We start from the raw sequence: 18,343 nt of genomic DNA on the forward strand, positions 1-18,343 counted from the left end.
TCAGCTCAGTGTCCCTGGAAACGGGGCGGGCGCTTCTCGGCAAAGGCATCGACGCCTTCCTGCCAGTCGGCGGTGGTCGAGCAGGTGAAGACCGCATCCAGCTCTTGCTGCAGCTGCCCTTCCAGATCGGTGTGCGCGCCCTGGTTGACCAGACGCTTGAGCATGGCCATGGAGACCGGGGCCTGCTGCGCCAGGGTCTCGGCCAGCTGGTGGACCTCGGTCATCAGTGATTCTGCCGGCCAACTCGCCGTGGCCAGGCCAATGCGTGCGGCCTCATCACCGTCGATTCGCTTGCCGGTGTAGAGCAGCTGACGCGCCCGGGAGAGGCCCACCAGCTGCGGCAACAGCTTGGAGACGCCGCCGCCCACGCAGGTGCCGATGCTCACCTCGGGAAAGCCGATCTGCGCCTCGTCGGCCATCAGGATGAAGTCGCAGGCGACGGCCATCTCGGCCCCGGCGCCCAGGGCATAGCCGTTCACCGCGGCGATCACTGGCGTCTTCAGGCGCAGGATCGCCTCGCAGACATCGTTTCCGAGCTGCAAGTATTGCCGGCGCTGATAGAGCGAGCGGCTGGCGCTGCCGTGCTCCTTCATGTCGGCGCCCACGCAGAAGGCGCGCCCCTCGCCGGTGAGGATGACGGCGCGCACATCAGTGTCGGCTTCGGCCTCGGCCAGGGCCACGAGCAGCTCGGTATAGAGCGTCTCGACCACTGCGTTAAGGCGGTGAGGGCGATTGAAGCGGATCTCCATCACGGCACCGTGACGCGCGATAATCAGGGTTTCAGGGCTGGACTGGTTCATGGCGTTGGTGGACTCTCCCCGGGGTCGTTGGCGGCAATCTGGCCTGCTGCAGCGGGACAGCTTCATAACGGTCGGCGCGGGTCAGACCGATACGAAACAAACGTATCGCTATCCTTATATTCCGATACAATTGTTGTGTTGCGCATCCTAGATCAACGGCAATGCGTCGGTCAACACGTGCGTGCCATGCTGGAGATCCATAAGAAACGATTGTTTCATCCATGAGGATGGCATATCGGTTACAATGCCGCGGCCATCGAATGCAGGAGGTAGCCGTGCGGGAACACGAGTCTGACAACGTCGCCACCACGACAGACCCAACCACGCCCCCGTCGGACCTGGACACCGTGAATCAGCAGCTGGCCGAGGCGTATCCGGAGCTGAGTCCGCAGCTCAAGCTCGCCGCCGGCTACGTGCTCGAGCACCCGGTGGAGATCGCCTTCCAGTCGATCCGCAAGTCGGCCAGCGCCGCCGCAGTGACCGCCTCGACGCTGGTACGCCTGGCCAAGCGGCTGGGCTTCGACAGCTACGAACAGTTCCGCGAGGTGTTCCAGTCGGCGGTGCAGGCCGGCCCGGTGGAACTCTCGGGGCGAGCCAGCCAGCTGCGCAACCTGGCCAGCCAGACCGACGACCAGGTCTTCCTCGACGTGGGCGACGCCGCCTTCGACAACATCGGGCGACTCTTCACCACCGACAACCAGGCCAGGGTGCGCGAGGCGGCGCGCCGCCTGCTGGACGCGCGAAAGGTCGCCGTGGTGGGGTTCCGCGATACCTTCGCCTGCGCCTACCACTTCGCCTACGTGGGGCGCATCGCAATGCCCAACATCCAGCTGATTCGCGGCCAGGAGGGAGGATTGCTGACCGAGCTCTCCGCCTTCGGCGACGGCGATGTGGTGGTGGCCTTCGGCTTCGAGCCCTACTGCAACGAGACCATGCGCGCCCTGAACATCGCGCGAGAGCAGGGCGTCAGCCCCATCGTGATCACCGACACCCTGCGCTCGCCCCTGGTGCCGGGCTCGGCGATCACCTTCACGGTGGCCAACGCCACGCCGCACTTCTTCCCCTCGATCCTCTCGGCGATCACCCTGATCGAGGTGTTGCTGGCGGAGTGCGTCGCCTTCGGGCCCGATGACCTGGTCGACAACGTGGCGAGCTTCGAGTCGAGGATGCGCCAGATGGGCGCGTACGTGGACAACTCCTGAGGGACGAGGTGTGAGGTGTGAGGTGTGAGGTGTGAGGTGTGAGGTGTGAGGTGTGAGGTGTGAGGTGTGAGTAGCGGATGATGGCAATAATGAAGGGAAAGCGCCGGCTTTCCCTTCACGCCTTACTCGTCACACCTCACGGAATCAGAATGGTCGAACCGGTGGTCCGGCGGTTCTGAAGGGCATCCTGGGCCTTGCCGGCATCAGCCAGGGGATAGCGGTGCGAGACCTCGACCTGGATCTGGCCGCTCTCGAGCAGGGCAAAGAGCTCGTCGGCCATCCACTCCAGGCGCTCACGGGTATCGGCATAACCGTTGAGGCTCGGCCGGGTGACGAAGAGCGATCCCTTCTGGTTGAGGATGCCGATGTTGACCCCTTCCACCGGCCCCGAGGCGTTGCCGAAGCTGACCATCAGCGAACGTGGCTTGAGGCAGTCCAGCGAGGTCTCCCAGGTGTCCTTGCCCACGGAGTCGTAGACCACGTCGCACATCTCGCCGTCGGTCAGCTCGCGCACCCGCTCGACCACGTTCTCCTTGGTGTAGTCGATGGTGGCCCAGGCACCGTTCTTCTCGGCCAGCGCCGCCTTCTCCGGCGAGCTCACCGTGCCGATCAGCTTCACGCCCAGCACCTTCGCCCACTGGCAGGCAATGGAGCCGACGCCGCCGGCCGCCGCGTGCCACAGGATGGTTTCGCCACCCAGGAGCTCCCGGGTCTGGCGCAGCAGGTACTGCACGGTCAGCCCCTTGAGCAGGCTCGCCGCTGCCGTCTCGAAGTCGATGGCATCGGGCAACTTGACCACCTTGTCGGCCGGCAACACGTGAAGCTCGGCATAGGCACCCAGCGGCCCCTGGGCATGGGCGACGCGATCCCCCACGGCGAGGTGGGTGACGCCCTCACCCACCGCATCCACCACCCCGGCCGCCTCGGTACCGAGCCCCGAGGGGAGCGACGGCGCCGGGTAGAGCCCGGTGCGGAAATAGATGTCGATGAAGTTGAGGCCCACGGCGCGGTTGGCGATGCGAACCTCGCCGGGGCCGGGCTCGGTCGGGGCGTCGTCGACGAATTCGAGCACCTCGGAGCCGCCGGTCCGGGCAAACTGGATGCGCTTGGTCATGTCGTCAAGTCCTTGTTCAGCGGGGTGTCGAGCCATCCAACCGCCCTTTGTCGTCGCGGTCAAGCCACCCCGACGGGAAAGGCGCCCAGCGCCTCCACGAAACAGCGTTTCTCCGCCTCGAAGAAACGCGCATCGTGCTTGAAGCGGCGCAGGATGGCCGTCTCGTCGAAATCCAGGGGGGGTGACAGATCGTCGATGCCCCGGGCCGGATGATGGCGCGCCAGTCCCACGCGCTGCCCGCCGGGCAGCGCGAACCAGCGAGTGATGCCGCAGCGCCGGTAGAAGGCTTCGGTTACCTCGTCCGTGGCGTCGACGCGCAGCGGTGCCTTCTCGGCCAGCTCCCGGATCAGGCGCCGTTCGCTCTCGCGGTCGCCGCCATGGGCGGCGGAGAGCCACAGCCGCATGCCACCGCCCGCCTCGTCGAGCACCAGCAGTGCCAGCGCCCCGGGGCGCGCCTGCTCATCGACCAGCGCCCACAGGCGAGCGGCTTCCTGGGTGAACAGCACCTGACGCATCCCGGTGAAGGTGACCAGAGGTGCCAGCCCCGCCTCGTGGCCGTAGTGATCGGCGCACAGCCGGGCCAGCCAGGCATCCCGCTGCTCGGGGCGTTCCGGGGTCATCACCTTCATGTCGTGCCTCTAGGGTGTGGAAAACGCGAAAGCCTAGCATACTCGCCGCGTCCCGTGCCCGGACGCAGCAGGATGCTATCCTGACTCCTCTGACCACGACTTGGTCCCAGGATTCTCAGCTGGAGCCCCTGCATGCCTGTACGTCATCCCGACATCGCGCTGCCACGCCTGGTGGCCCACCGTGGGCTCTCCGCCCGCGCCCCCGAAAACACCCTGGCCGCGGTACGCGCCGCCCACGAGGCAGGCTGCACCTGGGTGGAGCTCGACGTCCAACTGCTCGGCGACGGCACACCGGTGATCTGGCACGACGCCAGCGTGCAGCGCTGCTCCGACGGCCGAGACGCGCTGGCCGACCTGGACCTGCCGCGGGCACGGCGACTGGACGCCGGCGCCTGGTTCGCCGACACCTTCGTCGGCGAGCGCATGGCCACCCTGCGCGAGATGCTCGCACTCATCGACGAACTCGACATGGGCCTCAACCTGGAACTCAAGGTCAACCGCGGGCGCAGCGCCCCGGCGCTGGTCGATGGCGTGCTCCCCACCCTTCTCGATTCCCTGCCCAGCGAGCGGCTGATTCTCTCCTCGTTCGACGACGCCGCTCTCGCCCATGCCCGCAAGCAGGCGGGGCCGGGCCTGCTCGCGCTGGGGGTGCTGTTCGAAGGCATTCCCCGCGACTGGCGCGCACGCTGCGAGACAGTGGACGCCTTCAGCGTGCATACCGACTGGAAGCGCCTGAGCCAGCGTGGCGCCCAGGCGGTGCGCGAGGCCGGCTATCGCCTGCTCGCCTATACCGTCAACGACCCGGCCGCCTTTGCCCATCAATGGGACTGGGGTGTGCAGAGCGCCATCACCGACGACCCGGCGCTCTTCGCGGGGCGCCTACCGGAAGCGTAATAGCATGCCCTCAACGCCAGCAGGCCGACCCCACAAGGGGCCGGCCTGCTGGCTTGGTGTTACCGATAACGGGCGTCTCAGCGAATGGCAGGCTCCGGCTCGGCGTCATCCGCCTCGACCGCCATGTCATCCTCGATATGGATCGGCTCGTCCGGCTCGCGGGCCCGGGCCTTGCGCGAACGGTGCTCGACCATGAAGTAGAGTACCAGGCCCACACCCAAGCCCCAGGCGGCGCCGTGAGTGGCCAGCACCACGCCCATGATGCCTGCCACGCCCATGGCGGTGGCGTTCTCGATCTGCTCCACGGCCACCGCAATGCACAGGTAGCCGGTGATCAGCAGGGTGATGGAGAGTGCGATGGGCAGCACCGGCTTGAACAGGGTGATCAGCGGCAGCATGAAGAGCGCCAGGAAGCCGACGATCCAGAACACCGAGGTGCCCGAGTAGATGGTATCCATCGCCTTGCGACCGTAACGGTAGCGCTCCGCCACCGTGGCCATGGCGCCGGTGAACAGCGGCCCGGCCAGCCCTGGGTAGGGCGCTAGCAGCGAGTGCATCAGGTTGCGGATACCGGTGATCAGGTGCACGCGATCGACGTTGACCTCGATCTTCTCGTCCGGGCGCAGATGATCGACGCGCTTGAGCAGGGTCTGACCCACGATGATGTCGCCAAAGGCGATGATGTAGGCGATCACCGCCGTGGGAATGGCGGCCAGCAGCAGCTCGGCGCCCGGCAGGCCGATGCTGAACGGCAGATAGCGCCAGATGCCGGCGAAATCCGGCACGGCGAAGCCCCACTCCACCTCGGGCAGCGGATATTCGGCCACGCCCCAGCCGATGGCCATGGTGACCAGCATGCCCGGCACCATGCCGTAGGCGGCAATGTTGCGCGCCCAGCGGAATTTGTCGGTGAGGTCGCGGAAGGAGAGCGAGAACATCACGTAGAGCGTCACCAGACCGCCGATGCCCAGCGACAGCGGCGTGTTGTAGAGCCGCCCACCTTCGCTGATCTCGCCGCTGATCGCCGCGATGCCCGCGCCGAGCAGGATGCCCGCCTTGATCGAGGCCGGGACGTTGTCGACCAGCTTGGTCCCCAGACGGGTGACCGCCATGAACAGGAAGATCGACGTGACCACCAGCTGCAGCGCCACCATGGCGCGGATCGCCTCGGGCCCCGGCTCGTAGTCGCCAATGAACAACAGCACCACCGGAATGGCCGGGGTGATCCAGCCGGCGATGAAGGGCACGCCCAGCAGCGGCGGCAGTATGAAGCCGACGCCGCACACCACCACGAAGGCCAGTGCCACCTCGTACGGCACGCCCAGGTACTGCTCGAGCAGCGGGATCATGCCCATGGCGATGACGAACATCACCAGCGCCTGGACGGTCTCGGGAATTTCCCAGCGGAAGTGGATGAAGGGCAGGCGGAGCTTGAATGGTCCCAATGGCCAATAGGGATGTTCCTGGCCGTAGTCACGTTTGAGCAGCACGTCGATCACCTCAGCGGTTCTGGTTGTTCATGGCATTCCTTCTGGCTGTTGTTGTTGTTGGCTGAGGGAGGTTTTTACGCGGGCGTCACCCGCGCGAACATTCGACCATGGACCAAGCAGAGTTAGCGCAACGAGCCCTTGACGTGTCGACAATGTACGCGAGAAACATGCGCATGACGGACACGCACCCGCTGCCTGCGCCGTCCTCGCGGGTTGATATCGCGTCGGTTGTCGACAAGATCGCGGACAAATGGCGAACGTTGACGGTTACGTCAACTTAGGTCGAAGAGTGCTGCCGAGCGCCGTCTCAGCCTTGCGAGACGCCGCTATGAGGGCCTCGCCTGTCATTCGCTTTCCACCAAAGAACAAGGCCCCGGCGGACCATGCCAGGGGAAGGCCACCTTTCACCCCAGCAGTTGGTCGATAACCGCCATGTCCAGATGGGCTTCCAGGGTATCGGCCAGGCGGTCGAGCTCCGCCTGGCGGTGGTCGGCGTAGTCGACCACCGCTGCCTCGTCGGCCAGGCCGCAGCGCGCCAGCAGCGCCGTGCAGGCCTCGGGCCGATCGAACAGGCCGTGCAGGTAAGTACCCATGACCTGGCCGTCGTCGCTCACCGCACCATCGCGGCGTTCGCCCAAGTTGCCGTCGAGGACAACCAGAGGGCGCGCCAGCCCCGCCCCCTCGCTCACGCCATTGTGGATTTCGTAACCGCTAATCGGCACGTCCTCGGGGAGCAAGCGCCCGGAGACGTTGCTCAGCTGCTTGCCTGCCATCATGCGCGTCTCGATGTCCAGAAACCCGAGCCCCGGGCACGTGCCGGCCGCCCCCTCCAGCCCCTCGGGATCGTGAATGGCGGTACCGAGCATCTGAAAGCCGCCGCAGACGCCCAGCACCCGGCCGCCGTAGCGCAGGTGGCGCGCAATGGCGGCCTCCCAGCCCTGGCTACGCAGCCAGGCAAGATCGGCTCGGGTGCTCTTGCTGCCGGGCAGGACGATCAGGTCCGCCGGCGGGATGGCCTGGTTCGGCCCGACGAAGGCCAGCGCCACCCGCGGGTGCAGGCGCAGGGGGTCGAAGTCGTTGTGGTTGCTGATGCGCGGCAGCGCCGGCACCACGACGCGCAGTGCCGGCTCGCCCGCCACACGACCCTCGCGGCCGATGCTGTCCTCGGCATCCAGCAACAGGCCGTACAGGTAGGGCAGCGTGCCGAGCACCGGCTTGCCGGTACGTTCGGCGAGCCACGCGAGGCCCGGCTCGAGCAGCGCCAGGTTGCCGCGAAAGCGGTTGATGATGAAGCCCCGGGTGCGCGCCTGTTCGGATTTCGAGAGCAGGTCGAGGGTGCCCACCAGCTGGGCGAAGACCCCGCCCCTGTCGATGTCGCCCACCAGCAGCACCGGGCAGTCCACCATCTCGGCGAAACCCATGTTGGCGATGTCGTTCTCACGCAGGTTGATCTCCGCCGGGCTGCCCGCCCCCTCGGCGATGATCACGTCGAAGCGCGTCGACAATGCCTCCCAGGCGGCCAGCACGCTGTCGCGCGCCTCGCGCTTGTAGGCGTGGTAGTCCAGGGCGTCCATGTGGCCATGCACCCGACCGCGCAGGATCACCTGGGCACCGCGGTCGCTCTCCGGCTTGAGCAGCACCGGATTCATGTCGCTGTGAGGCTCGACCCCCGACGCCAGCGCCTGCAGCGCCGTGGAGCGGCCGATCTCGCCGCCGTCCACCGTCACCGCGCTGTTGAGCGCCATGTTCTGCGGCTTGAAGGGCGCCACTGACACGCCACGGCGGTGAAGCGCCCGGCACAGCGCCGCCACCACCGTGCTCTTGCCGGCATCCGAGGTGGTGCCCTGGATCATGAGTGTCGTCATGGACTAGAGCTCGATGCCTTTCTGAGCCTTAACCCCCTGCTCCTTGAAGGCGTGCTTGACCACCTTCATCTCAGTGACGGTGTCGGCCAGCTCGATTAGCTCGCGCGGCGCGTAGCGACCGGTCACTACCACGTGCTGCATCGCCGGGCGTGCCTGCAGGTCGTCGAGCACCCGATCGAGATCCAGGTACTCGTGGCGCAGGGCGATGTTGAGCTCGTCGAGCAGCACCAGATCGTAACTCTCGTCGGCCAGCATGCGGCGCGCCTCGCCCCAGGCGGTCTCGGCGCTCGTGACGTCGCGGTCGCGATCCTGGGTGTCCCAGGTGTAACCCTCGCCCATCACGTGGTAGTCGACGTTCGGCTGCTGGCGGAAGAAGGCCTCCTCACCGGTGGCGAACTTGCCCTTGATGAACTGCACCACGCCCACCTTCATGCCGTGGCCGAGCGCGCGAGCCAGCATGCCGAAGCCGGAACTGCTCTTGCCCTTGCCGGGCCCGGTGAGCACCAGCAGCACGCCCTGTTCCTTGTCGGCGCGGGCGATGCGCTCCTGCATGATCCTCTGCTTGGCGGCCATGCGCTTGGCATGGCGCTCGGGGTCCTTGGCGTTGTCACGCATGAATCACTCTCCGTTGTCGTCAGATGCGGGGTACGAAGACGGGGGCGCCATCCACCAAGGCGGTGGCCAGGCGCTGGCCGTAGAGGCGCTCCAGGACGCTCGGCACCAGCATGGCATCGCGCGGCCCCCAGCACGCCTCGCCGTCGGGGTAGAGCAGTAGCACCTGGTCGCACCAGCGTGCGGCCAGGTTCAAGTCATGCAGGCACAGCATCACCGCCCGCCCCTCGGCGGCCTGCTCGGTGAGCAGCGCCATCACCGCGGTCTGGTGGTGCAGGTCGAGGTGATTGGTGGGCTCGTCGGCCAGCCAGATGCCCGGCGCCTGGGTGAGCACCGTGGCGATGGCCAGGCGCTGGCGCTCGCCGCCGGAGAGCGTGCTCACCAGCCGCTCGGCCAGGTGGGCCACATCGAGCCGCTCGAGCGCCTCCTCGGCCAGCCGCAGGTCCTCGCCGCCCTCCATCTGCCAGGGCGAGAGCCAGGGATGCCGACCGATCAGCGCCGTCTCGCGCACCGTGGCGGGAAAGCCGTCCGCTCGTTCCTGGAAGACCAACCCCAGGGCACGGGCGACCCGGCGGCGCGGCAGCGCGGAAAGCGACGCCCCATCGAACGCAACCGTGCCGCGACGCGGCGCGCGCAACCCCGCCAGGGTGTGCAGCAGGGTGGTCTTGCCGGCCCCGTTGGGGCCCAGAACCCCCCACACCTGTCCGGGTTCCAGGCTCAGGTTCAGTGCCGGGCCGTCGCGCCGGCCCGGCACGTCGATGACGAGATCACGCGCCTCGAGTCGGCTCATCAGCGGCTCCGGTAGAGCAGGTAGAGGAAGGTGGGTACGCCAAGCAGCGCGGTGATCACCCCCACCGGCAACTGCTCCGGGGCGATGAGGGTGCGCGCCAGGGTGTCGGCCAGCACCAGCAGCGTGCCGCCGGCGAGCGCACAGGCGGGCAGGATCAAGCGCTGGTCGTTGCCCAGCACCAGGCGCAGCATGTGCGGCACCACCAGGCCGACGAAGCCGATACTGCCGGCGGTGGTCACCGCCATGGCGGTGAGCCCGCTCGCCGTGATGTAGATCGTCCACTCCAGCGGGCGCACCGCCACGCCCAGGGCCGCGGCCTGCAGCGCTCCGCGGGCCAGCACGTTGAGGCTGCGCCCCAGCGGGAAGGCCAGCAGGCACACCCCCAGCAGCAGGGCGAGTGGATAGCCGGGGGCGCGAGCATAGGAAAGATCACCCATCAGCCAGTAGAGCATGCCGGGCAGGCGCTCGGCGGGACTCACCGCCAGCATCAGGGTGACCACCGCGCCCCAGCCGGCGGCTACCACCACGCCGGTGAGCAGCAGCCGAGCCGGCGTCCAGCTCCCGGTACCGTGGGCCAGCCCGAAGACCATCAGCGTCGAGGCAAGCGCCCCGGCAAAGGCCGAGCCGGAAATCACCGCGCCGCCCAGCCCGGCCAGCATGGCCGCCAGCGCCCCCACCGCGGCACCGCCGGAGAGGCCCAGCACGTAGGGGTCCGCCAGGGGGTTGCGCAGCAGCACCTGCATCAGCGCCCCGGCGAGCGCCAGCAGGCCTCCGGTGGCGAAGGCCGAGAGCGCACGCGGCACGCGCAGCTCCAGCACCAGGGTGCGCGAGAGGGCGTCGCCGCGCCCCAGCGCCACCTCCCAGAGTTCGGCGGGCGAGACAGCGACGCTGCCGACCGATACCGACAGCGCCAGGGCCGCCATCGCCGCCAGCGTCAGCAGGCCCAGGGGGAAGACCAGCCCGCGGCGCCCGAGGCCAGCCAGGGCAAACCTAGCGGCGTGCACGGGCGTCCTCCAGCTTCTCGCAGAACAGTCGGCTGCCCTCCAGCAGGCGCGGCGTGGGGCGCTGAATCAGGGAGGGCGGCACGAAGAAGAGGTTATCGCGTGCCACGGCGGACAGGCTCGGGTACTGCGCCCAGTGGGTGAGCCAGTCGCGGTTCTCCTCGCCCATGCCACCGGCGAGGATCGCCTCGGGGTCGGCATCGAGCACCGAGGCATCGCCGATGCGCGGCACCAGGCGCTGGAGGTCGCCGAAGACGTTGATCCCGCCGCAGGCGGTCAGCACCTTGCCGATCAGGTGATCGTCATTGATGGTCATCAGCGGCTCGTCCCACACCTGGTAGAAGACCCGCACCGGTGCCCGGTCGGCAAAGCGGGCGCGGATCTCGGCCATGCCGTCGCGAAAGCGGGCGGCCTCGCGGCGCGCCTCGTCCTCGCTGCCCGCCAGCTCGCCCAGTCGCTCGATGGCGCTGGCCACCCCCTCGAAGGTGCGCGGCTCGAGGTAAAACACCGGCACGCCGAGCGCCTCGATGGTCTCCAACTGCTCGGGCGGATTGCCGGTCACCCAACCGATCACCAGCGTCGGGCGCAGGGCAACGAGGCGCTCCATGTCGATGCGTGTATGGCTGCCCAGCGAAGGGACTTCGCGCGCTTCAGGCGGGTAGTCGCTGTAGTCGACCACGGCCACTACCTTCTCGCCGGCCCCGGCGGCATAGACGAGTTCGGTCGCCCCGGGCGAGAGCGCAGCGATACGTTCGGCCGGCGCTTCCAGGCACACCTCGCGCTCGGCATCGTCGGTGGCGCACACCTCGGCGCTGGCGGGAAGGGCCACGGCGAGCAGCAGCCCGGCCACCAGGCCCAGCGCACCTCGCCTCCCACAGAAAGCCATACGGTTCTCCCCTTGTCAGCTGCGATCCGACTCATCGATCAGGATCAGCTTGCCGCTCTGCGGGTCGCGGTAGACACGCCCCACGCTCTCGTAGCCGCTGCCGGACGTGCCCATCCCCGCCGGCATCTCGGGCAGCTCGCGCCCGGCCTCAAGCTCCACGCCACCGGCTGACCCCGTGTCGCGCGAGGCGGCCAGCGCCACCATCAGCCCCACGGCGAATACCAGCATGATGTCTGCCAGATTGGCGAGCGGCCCCAAGGGCTCCTCGTCTGCGCTGTCGAAGCGGCTGCGCCGATAATCGGGAATGCTCATGTCCCATGCTCCAGTTGGGCCATGGCGGCGTCGTACCAGCGCCGCCGCAGCCGCCCCAGCAGAAAGCCCAGGATGCCGATGAGAAGGCCCATCACCGTGGTATTAAAAGCTACGGTGACGGCTTGAGCCAGCACGTCGAGCTGGCCGTTGCCCAGCGCGGCGAGCCCCGGCCCCAGCGGTATCAGGGTACCCATCAGCCCCAGCATGGGGCCGATGCGCGCCAGCACATCGGCGCGGTCGATGGCGCGGCGCGCCTGTGCCGCCAGCCGGTCGGCACAGCGCGCCGCAACCAGGCGGCGAATACCGCCGCTGCGCTCACCGATGGCCAGCCCCGCCTCCCACAGCGACAGAGCCACCAGGGCGAGCAGTGCCAGGATGACTGGCGTCAGCAGCCAGCCCACCAGGGTATCCATGACCTCCAGTGTGGCCTGGGTCAGGTCAGCGTTCATCGTGCGCGCCTCCCGTGGGCGATACCGCCCAGCAACAGTAGCAGCGCCGCGAGTCCCAGCAGCCAGGGCAGCAACGACGGCGCCCCCTCGGCGGCGGCCGCCATGTCTCCCTGCGGTGCTTCGGCGGCCTCTTCGCCCTCCTCTTGCGGGGCCGGCGTGTCGCTCGGCGGCTCGGCCGGGGCGGCGCTGGCCTCGACCTCGCGGATGCTGACCGGCGCGCTTTCCGGATCGACCTGCTCGATGCGAGCCGCCTCGATCACCGTCGTGAAGGCATCGCGCCGCTCGTCATTCAGGCGCTCAGCGATCCACGGCAGCAGCGGATGGTCGGGATGGGCGTGACCACTGCCCGGCAGGCCATGCTCGATCACCGCCTCGGCGAACTCGCCGGCGAGCCGTTCCAGGGTCGCCTCGTCGGCCTCCCAGAAGCCGCGCTGGGCGGCGAGCAGCGCCGTGGCCTGCATGTGCGTCTTCACGTGGACCTTGTGCCCCTCGGCCAGGAAGTCGTCCAGCCCCAGGCCATGACTGTCCTGGAAATAAACGGCATCGACCTCGTCCCACACCCAGGAGCGCACCACCTGCGGGCTCGTCACCTGCCAGCCCCAGAGATTGTCGAGAAAGTCGCTGCCCATGGTGCGCGCCCCGGCATAGCCGTGCTCCATCAGGGGGCGCAGCCATTGGGGATTGAGGTTGCGTGCGCGCAGCTCCCCGAGCAGCGCCCGCTCCAGGCTCTCGACGCGCGGGTTGTCGGGATCGGCATGCGTGAGCACGCGGTTGGCCGGTGGGGCGCCAGCGAGCTGTTCCACGGCGTTGGAGAGCCCGCCCTGGAAGTCGAAGCCGTCGTCGTTGTCGAGCAGCCCGTAGAGGTGGCTGGCACGCCCCAGGTAGGTGCGCCCGACGCGGGCGAGGTTGGCGTCAAAGGCGACATGGGCCGGCTCGCCGCCCTGCCGCTGGCCGTAGACGTGCCCCATGCGCCGCCGGTAGGCGCTGCCCAGTTCGTCGCGCGCCTCCCAGGCGCTGGAGCGCGAGGCCAGGCGATTGACCCCGGCCCCGTAGGCGCCCGGCGCGGTACCGAACACCCGCCACGCCGCCCGGTCGCCAGCCTCGGCGGCCATTTCGCCGCGGGCGAGCAGCTCGCGGGTGTCGGCCACCCAGCGCGCTGCCACGCGGTTGTCGGCCAGCACCTCGGCACCCGGGTCTCGCATTTCCTCGGGGAGCGGCGCGAGTGCCGCCTCCAGCGCCCCGGCAAGCTGTGGGTGCTCGGCGCGGATGGTCTCGCTCGCCCCGTCGAGCGCCAGGCGCACGGCGAGGTCGAGCCACACCAATTGATCCTCGTAGAGGTCGCGAAACAGCCCCGAGGTGGTGAAGAGCACGTCGCGGCGCGCCGTGCGTAGCGTGTCCGCCTCGTCGCCAGGCTCCGCCAGGGGCAAGCGTTCGAGCCCCTGGACGATGCCGCGCGAATTCCAGCGCGGTTTCACGCCCAGCATGTCGAGGCCGAAGGCGATCATCACCCCCTCGTCGCGCACCGTGTCCGAGGCCCACAGCACCAGCGCCTCGCTCTCCTCGGCCGCCTCGCCGTCACGGGAGCGCGCCGTGGCCGCCATCTCGCTGCCCAGTGACCAGGCCACCCGGGTCGGCACCAGGTCGCTGGAGAGCGCATGGAAGTTGCGCCCGGTGGGCAGTACCTGGGGCGTGCGCAGCGGGTCGTTGCCCGGCCCCGGCGGCACGAAGCGCCCCTCGAGCGCGGCCAGGAAATTCTCACGCTCATGGCGCGGCGAGACTTCAAGCAGGTCACGCCAGCGCTCGCGATCGTTGCCCTTGCCAGCCATCGAATCGAGCTGGGTGTCGACGGCCGCCTCGTCCCAGTCGCGGCCGAAGACGTGCAGTCCCAATGGCATGAAGCGCTCCTGCATGTCGGTGACGTAGTGCCCGGCCTCGTGCACCAGCAGCTCGGCCGCGACCTCGTCGAGCCTGACCTCCTCGGCGGTCAGGCCCAAGTCGCCGGCAATCTCGCGCTCGAACGCCTCGGTCAGCTCGAGGCTCTCGATGCGCTCGCGCAGCATCGCCACTGCGCGGTGCCGCGTGGGGCTGTCGGGGTCGGTGGCCACCTCAAAGGTCTCGACCAGCTGACGCAGCTCGAGCAGATCGTCGTAGAGTTCGGTGGCGGCCAGGGGCGGCGTGAGGTGACCGATCATCACCCCCAGGGCGCGCCGCTTGGCTTGGATGCCCTCGCCCACGCCATCGACGATGTAGGGGTAGATCAGCGGCAGGTTGCCGCCCAGCAGCTCCGGGTAGTCATCCTCGGCCAGCCCCGCCCGGCGTCGCGGCAGGAACTCGCGGGTGGAGTGGCGCCCCACGTAGACCAGGGCGTCGGCCGCGAAGTGGTCACGCAGCCAGTGGTAGAAGCCCAGGTACTGGTGGGTTGGCGGGAAAGTCGTGTTGGCGTGCAGCAGCTCTTCCTCCACTTCCCAGCCGCGCGGCGGCTGGGGGCCGATGAAGACGTTGCCGAATCGCAGCCCCGGGAAGAGCACCGTGTCATCGAGGACCATCGAACGCCCCGGCGGCTCGCCCCAGCCCGAGAGGCCGGGGATGCCGGTCGCCACCAGGGCGTCGCGCAGGGCCTCGAGCGTCTCGTTCTCGACCGCTTCCGCATGGGCGAGGCGCTTTCGCCAGCCGGTGACGTACTGGTCCAGCAGGTCAAGCGCCCGCGCCTGGGCCGGGTGGTCATGCTGCTCGATGAGGTGGCGTAGGTCCTTGGCGACGCGCGCCAGTACCTCCTGGACCAGTTCCGGTTCGCCCTGCGTATCGGCCTGCTTGAGGCGGGCATGGAGGTAGCCCAGGGGACCCTGCACGAGCTCGCCGCGGATGGGCGCCGGCAGCGTCGCAAAGTAGCGGCGGTACTCCTCTGTGGCAAGCGACGGCACCTGCCCGGCCATGCGCTCCAGGGCGCCGCGGTCCTCGGGCAGGTTGACCCCGCGCGCCTGGATCAGATCGTGCAGCGCCTCCGGGCTCTCCGGCAGCTCGCCGGTGTCGTAGCCGGCCTCGCGCAGCCGGGTGAGCATTTCATACAGCGAGGCCGGCACGTCGAGGTTGTCGGCGCCGACGTTCTGCCGCCCGGGCGGGTGGTTGTAGTAGATCAGCGCCACCCTCTTGTCGGCGTTGTCCAGCGTGCGCAGGCGCTGCCAGCGCGCAAAGCGCTCGGCGACGGCGTCGAGGCGCGATTCGAGCGGCCGGGAGAGCGTCAGCGCCACGCCGGTGCGCTCGTCGATCTCGGGCGTGGCCGCCACCGCCAGCACCATCGGCTGGCTCACCCCCTGCAGCTCGGGCATCGCCAGCTGGTAGTGCACCGACTCGCGCGGCAGGCCGTCGTGGGAGAGCCGCCACTGCGCCTCGGTTCGCTCGGCCAGGCGCAGTCCCTTGATCACCGGGACATCGAGCTGGCCGAGCGCCTCGGTGGCCGCACGCCGCCCCTCGCCTCCACCCAGGGTGAAGTCCTGCAGGCTGAGAACCCCGGCCAGGCTTGCCTCGCCGAGGGTCTCGGGCAGCCGTTCGAGGGCCGCCAGCGTGGCCCCACCCCAGCGCGCCAGCACCGCCACGCACTGAATGTCACGCTGCTCCAGTGCCGCACAGGCACCGTCGAGTAGTTTTCGGTCACCGGGACGATCGCCACTGTCGAGGTCGAGGATCGCCACTGCCGGCCCGGCCTCCAGCCCCAGGTCCGTGGGGTCGGTGGTGGGTGTATCGCCGCTGCGCCCCGGGCGATCGTGGTGCAAGGGACGATAGTAGCGAATCGCCGCCCGCGGTGACGGTTCGGGCACCTCCAGGTCATGACCCGCTTCCGCCAGCAACCAGCGCAGCAGGCCGTCGAGGTGTTCGGGGCTGCGCCCCTGGTAGTAGGCGCGCCCGGTCAGCCACTCGGCCTGAGCGGGGAAGCGCTCGCGCTGCGCCGCCAGGTGCTCGGCCGCCGCCTCGCCGGCTTCGGGCGCGGCCACCAGCTCGCCCAGCGCTTCCGCGTCGAGCCCCGCCAGCAAGCGCTCGCCAACCAGACGCGACAGCCGCGTCAGCCGCCGGTCGCCGTTAACGGCGAGGATCGGAACGTCGCGCCGGGCGGCGGCCGTCTCGACCAGCTGAGCCAGGCGCCCCACCTGCTCGCCGAAGACCGCCGCCAGCATTAGGGCATCGGCACCCTCGAACAGCTCGGCAATCTCCGCGTCGTCCGTCTCGGCGAGCTGCTCCGGGGTACGAAGGATCACTTCATGCTCGGGGTGAGCATCGAGGAAGCGGTGAGCGCCGGCCGCGAGCTCCGCGGCCGAACGCTCCGAAACAATACCTACCAGGGTGCCGGCCGAGGCCAGCGTGGGCAGCAGAGCGAGCATCAGTGCCAGGCAAGCCCGCGCCATTACTGCGCCCCGAAGTGAACGCTAAGGAAGGCGGCACGACCGGCGTTGATGTAGTCGCGGGAGGTCTCGTACTCCTTGTCGAGCGCGTTATCCACCGTCAGGCGCGCTTCCCACATGGGCGCGAACGCCCAGCCCGCGCGCAGGTTGAGCAGGCCAAAACCGGGTAGACGATCCTCGTTGCCGGCATCGTCGTAGCGATGGTTCTGCGCGATCAAGGAGCCGCCGAGCGACCAGTCCCCGAGCTCACGGTCGACGTCCAGGCGCAGACTCTGGGAAGCACGGCCAGGCAGACGATTGCCGTGGTTGTCGTCCCCCCGATTCTCGGGGTCCGTATAGGTCAATGCCGTCTGAAGCGTCCAGTCATTGATGTCCACCCCGGCAGCAATCTCCACACCGCGAATTCGCGCTTCGTCGATATTCGTGGGCCTGCTGTCGCCATTGATTGTCTGCGTGGCAATCAGGTCATCGATGGTCGTTTGATAGATGGCCAAATCCCAGAAGTAGCGCTGATACTGGCCCCGCAAACCAAGCTCCCAAGTTTCGGAGCTTTCAGGCTGCAAGTCCGGATTACCTGCGTAGGTTCCAAAGATCCCGAAATCTTGGAAAGGCCAGTAGAGCTCGTTGAAAGTTGGAGCGCGAAATGCACTGCCGTAGCTGGTTCTCAGGGTATGTGAGGCATCCAACTCGTAGCCGAGTGCCAGGCCTCCCGTGACGTCACTACCAAAGGCTTCGTTGTCATCATGACGCAGACTGGCCTGAACAGTAACCGGTGAAAAGTCCAGCAGGCTCTGAGTAAATACAGCCGTGTTGTCGCGGCTATCGACCTGATAATCGGTGGTGCTCGCCACCTTGTCCTCACTCACTTCCGCGCCAGCGATCAGCTCATGTCGACCGAAATTGAGAGTATTCTCCCAGCGGGCGGTTTGTGTGCGAGTATCGATGATGGAGTCCCCTGAATCATCAATGTTATCGCTCTCATCCCGCGACTCACTGAGCGTCAGACGAGATCGCCAGGCCTCAGTGACAGGAATCTCGCCATAGACGCCCGCCACCTGCTGGACAAAGTCGGTCTCGCCACCTTCGAACTCGGTATTTCCCCGCGCCCGCAGCGCCAGGACACCGATCTCGGTACCACCGTCGAAGGTGTGCGAGACGCTTGCCAGACCGCTGGTATTGTCATAGCCCTTGTCCTCGCCATCGCGGCGAATGGGCGCGCCGTCGGTAGCGAAGTGGCTGCCAGCGAAGCTGTAGCGCGTCCCGCCCTCGCTGCCGGAAAGCCCGGCGCTGAGCCGCCGGGAATCGAAGCTGCCGCCACCGGCCGAGACCCAGGGGTGCGGCCCCCCTTCCTCGGCCTGGTGAGTGAACAGCTGCACCACCCCGCCGACGGCATCGGCGCCGTAGAGGCTGCCGCGCGGTCCACGGACGATCTCGGCACGCTCGAACATGCGCGGGTCGAGATGCTGCCAGGCGGCACCGCCGGTGGTGGCCGAGCGCAGACGAATGCCGTCAATCATCAGCAGCGAGCCCGCGTTGTCCACGCCGCGGATGTAGACGCTGCTCTGCTTGCCGAAGGAGCCGTTGGTATTGACGTCCACACCGGGCTGGCCACGGAAGAGATCGGTGACGCTAGTGGGGTCCTGGCGGCGCAGGGTTGCCTCGTCGAGCAGCGTGACGGAGGCGAGCGTCTCGTCGGCGGTGCGCGGCGCCAGGGTGGCGGTCACCACCAGGGGGTTGAGGTCGACATGGGTGTCGCGGCTGTCGGGCTCGGACTGGGCCTGGACGGCCAGCGGGAGGAGGGCCAGGCTGAAGGCGGCCAGGCCACTGGCGGCGTTGCGTGTGGTGTTCATGGGAGTCCCTTGCTCACCGTGCCTACCCGCACGGCATTGGTATCGTAGTCACCGG

The 18,343-nt window shown here is 68.4% G+C and carries 15 protein-coding genes; 2 read left to right on the top strand and 13 right to left on the bottom strand.

All coding sequences use genetic code 11. The features are described from left to right. Positions 1–5: 5 nt before the first annotated feature. Positions 6–800, bottom strand: a complete 795-nt coding sequence (locus FEF15_RS12880; protein ID WP_163559572.1) for an enoyl-CoA hydratase/isomerase family protein — start codon at positions 798–800, stop codon at positions 6–8. Between the two features lie 347 nt (positions 801–1,147). Here FEF15_RS12880 and FEF15_RS12885 point away from each other — a divergent pair, with 347 nt between their 5' ends. Next, entirely contained in the window at positions 1,148–2,002 is an 855-nt protein-coding gene (locus tag FEF15_RS12885) for a MurR/RpiR family transcriptional regulator (protein ID WP_240454164.1), read from the top strand. Positions 2,003–2,138: 136 nt separating this feature from the next. Here FEF15_RS12885 and FEF15_RS12890 read toward each other — a convergent pair whose 3' ends face one another. Next, positions 2,139–3,116 carry an NADPH:quinone reductase gene (locus tag FEF15_RS12890; RefSeq protein WP_163559574.1) on the bottom strand — a complete coding sequence of 326 codons (978 nt, stop codon included), beginning with the start codon at positions 3,114–3,116 and terminating at the stop codon, positions 2,139–2,141. A 59-nt stretch (positions 3,117–3,175) separates the two neighbouring features. Continuing rightward, positions 3,176–3,745, bottom strand: coding sequence for a hypothetical protein (locus FEF15_RS12895; RefSeq protein WP_163559575.1), 570 nt, complete (start codon positions 3,743–3,745; stop codon positions 3,176–3,178). 132 nt (positions 3,746–3,877) lie between these two features. Here FEF15_RS12895 and FEF15_RS12900 point away from each other — a divergent pair, with 132 nt between their 5' ends. Beyond that, positions 3,878–4,639 (top strand): glycerophosphodiester phosphodiesterase family protein, encoded by a 762-nt coding sequence (locus FEF15_RS12900; RefSeq protein ID WP_163559576.1) that lies wholly within the window; start codon positions 3,878–3,880, stop codon positions 4,637–4,639. 77 nt (positions 4,640–4,716) lie between these two features. Here the strand turns inward: FEF15_RS12900 and FEF15_RS12905 are convergent, their stop codons facing one another. The 10 genes from FEF15_RS12905 to FEF15_RS12950 form a co-directional block, all read right to left on the bottom strand. After that, positions 4,717–6,129 (bottom strand): xanthine/uracil/vitamin C permease, encoded by a 1,413-nt coding sequence (locus tag FEF15_RS12905; protein WP_163559577.1) that lies wholly within the window; start codon positions 6,127–6,129, stop codon positions 4,717–4,719. A 404-nt stretch (positions 6,130–6,533) separates the two neighbouring features. Next, positions 6,534–7,994: a cobyric acid synthase gene (locus FEF15_RS12910; protein WP_163559578.1), complete on the bottom strand. Its 1,461-nt coding sequence runs from the start codon at positions 7,992–7,994 to the stop codon at positions 6,534–6,536. Between the two features lie 3 nt (positions 7,995–7,997). After that, entirely contained in the window at positions 7,998–8,609 is a 612-nt protein-coding gene (gene cobO / locus FEF15_RS12915) for a cob(I)yrinic acid a,c-diamide adenosyltransferase (protein ID WP_163559579.1), read from the bottom strand. Positions 8,610–8,628: 19 nt separating this feature from the next. Then, the gene (locus tag FEF15_RS12920) at positions 8,629–9,396 is read right to left on the bottom strand and encodes an ABC transporter ATP-binding protein (protein ID WP_163559580.1); all 768 of its coding nucleotides are present in this window, start codon (positions 9,394–9,396) and stop codon (positions 8,629–8,631) included. Continuing rightward, complete coding sequence (locus FEF15_RS12925) at positions 9,396–10,319, bottom strand: iron ABC transporter permease (RefSeq protein WP_163559605.1); 924 nt, start codon at positions 10,317–10,319, stop codon at positions 9,396–9,398. Before FEF15_RS12925 ends, FEF15_RS12920 begins: the two co-directional genes overlap by 1 nt. Positions 10,320–10,386: 67 nt before the next feature. Beyond that, complete coding sequence (locus tag FEF15_RS12930) at positions 10,387–11,283, bottom strand: cobalamin-binding protein (protein ID WP_163559581.1); 897 nt, start codon at positions 11,281–11,283, stop codon at positions 10,387–10,389. Positions 11,284–11,298: 15 nt separating this feature from the next. Then, entirely contained in the window at positions 11,299–11,595 is a 297-nt protein-coding gene (locus tag FEF15_RS12935; RefSeq protein WP_163559582.1) for a hypothetical protein, read from the bottom strand. Continuing rightward, positions 11,592–12,044, bottom strand: a complete 453-nt coding sequence (locus FEF15_RS12940) for a MotA/TolQ/ExbB proton channel family protein (protein ID WP_163559583.1) — start codon at positions 12,042–12,044, stop codon at positions 11,592–11,594. Before FEF15_RS12940 ends, FEF15_RS12935 begins: the two co-directional genes overlap by 4 nt. Continuing rightward, positions 12,041–16,441 (bottom strand): cobaltochelatase subunit CobN, encoded by a 4,401-nt coding sequence (locus FEF15_RS12945; RefSeq protein ID WP_163559584.1) that lies wholly within the window; start codon positions 16,439–16,441, stop codon positions 12,041–12,043. The genes FEF15_RS12940 and FEF15_RS12945 overlap by 4 nt, the downstream gene beginning before the upstream one ends. Continuing rightward, positions 16,441–18,288, bottom strand: a complete 1,848-nt coding sequence (locus tag FEF15_RS12950; protein WP_163559585.1) for a TonB-dependent receptor — start codon at positions 18,286–18,288, stop codon at positions 16,441–16,443. The genes FEF15_RS12945 and FEF15_RS12950 overlap by 1 nt, the downstream gene beginning before the upstream one ends. Between the last annotated feature and the right edge of the window lie 55 nt (positions 18,289–18,343).

Origin of the sequence: Halomonas sp. NO4 (genome assembly GCF_010994375.1) — a bacterium.
In the GTDB taxonomy this organism is placed as follows: domain Bacteria; phylum Pseudomonadota; class Gammaproteobacteria; order Pseudomonadales; family Halomonadaceae; genus Halomonas.

Excerpts from the sequence above, each read along its gene's own strand:
- FEF15_RS12930 (WP_163559581.1), bottom strand. The coding sequence starts at position 11,283 with ATGGCTTTCTGTGGGAGGCGAGGTGCGCTGGGCCTGGTGGCCGGGCTG.
- FEF15_RS12945 (WP_163559584.1), bottom strand. The coding sequence starts at position 16,441 with ATGGCGCGGGCTTGCCTGGCACTGATGCTCGCTCTGCTGCCCACGCTG.
- FEF15_RS12940 (WP_163559583.1), bottom strand. The coding sequence starts at position 12,044 with ATGAACGCTGACCTGACCCAGGCCACACTGGAGGTCATGGATACCCTG.
- FEF15_RS12900 (WP_163559576.1), top strand. The coding sequence starts at position 3,878 with ATGCCTGTACGTCATCCCGACATCGCGCTGCCACGCCTGGTGGCCCAC.
- FEF15_RS12935 (WP_163559582.1), bottom strand. The coding sequence starts at position 11,595 with ATGAGCATTCCCGATTATCGGCGCAGCCGCTTCGACAGCGCAGACGAG.
- FEF15_RS12895 (WP_163559575.1), bottom strand. The coding sequence starts at position 3,745 with ATGAAGGTGATGACCCCGGAACGCCCCGAGCAGCGGGATGCCTGGCTG.
- FEF15_RS12920 (WP_163559580.1), bottom strand. The coding sequence starts at position 9,396 with ATGAGCCGACTCGAGGCGCGTGATCTCGTCATCGACGTGCCGGGCCGG.
- FEF15_RS12880 (WP_163559572.1), bottom strand. The coding sequence starts at position 800 with ATGAACCAGTCCAGCCCTGAAACCCTGATTATCGCGCGTCACGGTGCC.
- FEF15_RS12890 (WP_163559574.1), bottom strand. The coding sequence starts at position 3,116 with ATGACCAAGCGCATCCAGTTTGCCCGGACCGGCGGCTCCGAGGTGCTC.
- FEF15_RS12950 (WP_163559585.1), bottom strand. The coding sequence starts at position 18,288 with ATGAACACCACACGCAACGCCGCCAGTGGCCTGGCCGCCTTCAGCCTG.
- FEF15_RS12910 (WP_163559578.1), bottom strand. The coding sequence starts at position 7,994 with ATGACGACACTCATGATCCAGGGCACCACCTCGGATGCCGGCAAGAGC.
- FEF15_RS12925 (WP_163559605.1), bottom strand. The coding sequence starts at position 10,319 with ATGGCGGCCCTGGCGCTGTCGGTATCGGTCGGCAGCGTCGCTGTCTCG.
- cobO (WP_163559579.1), bottom strand. The coding sequence starts at position 8,609 with ATGCGTGACAACGCCAAGGACCCCGAGCGCCATGCCAAGCGCATGGCC.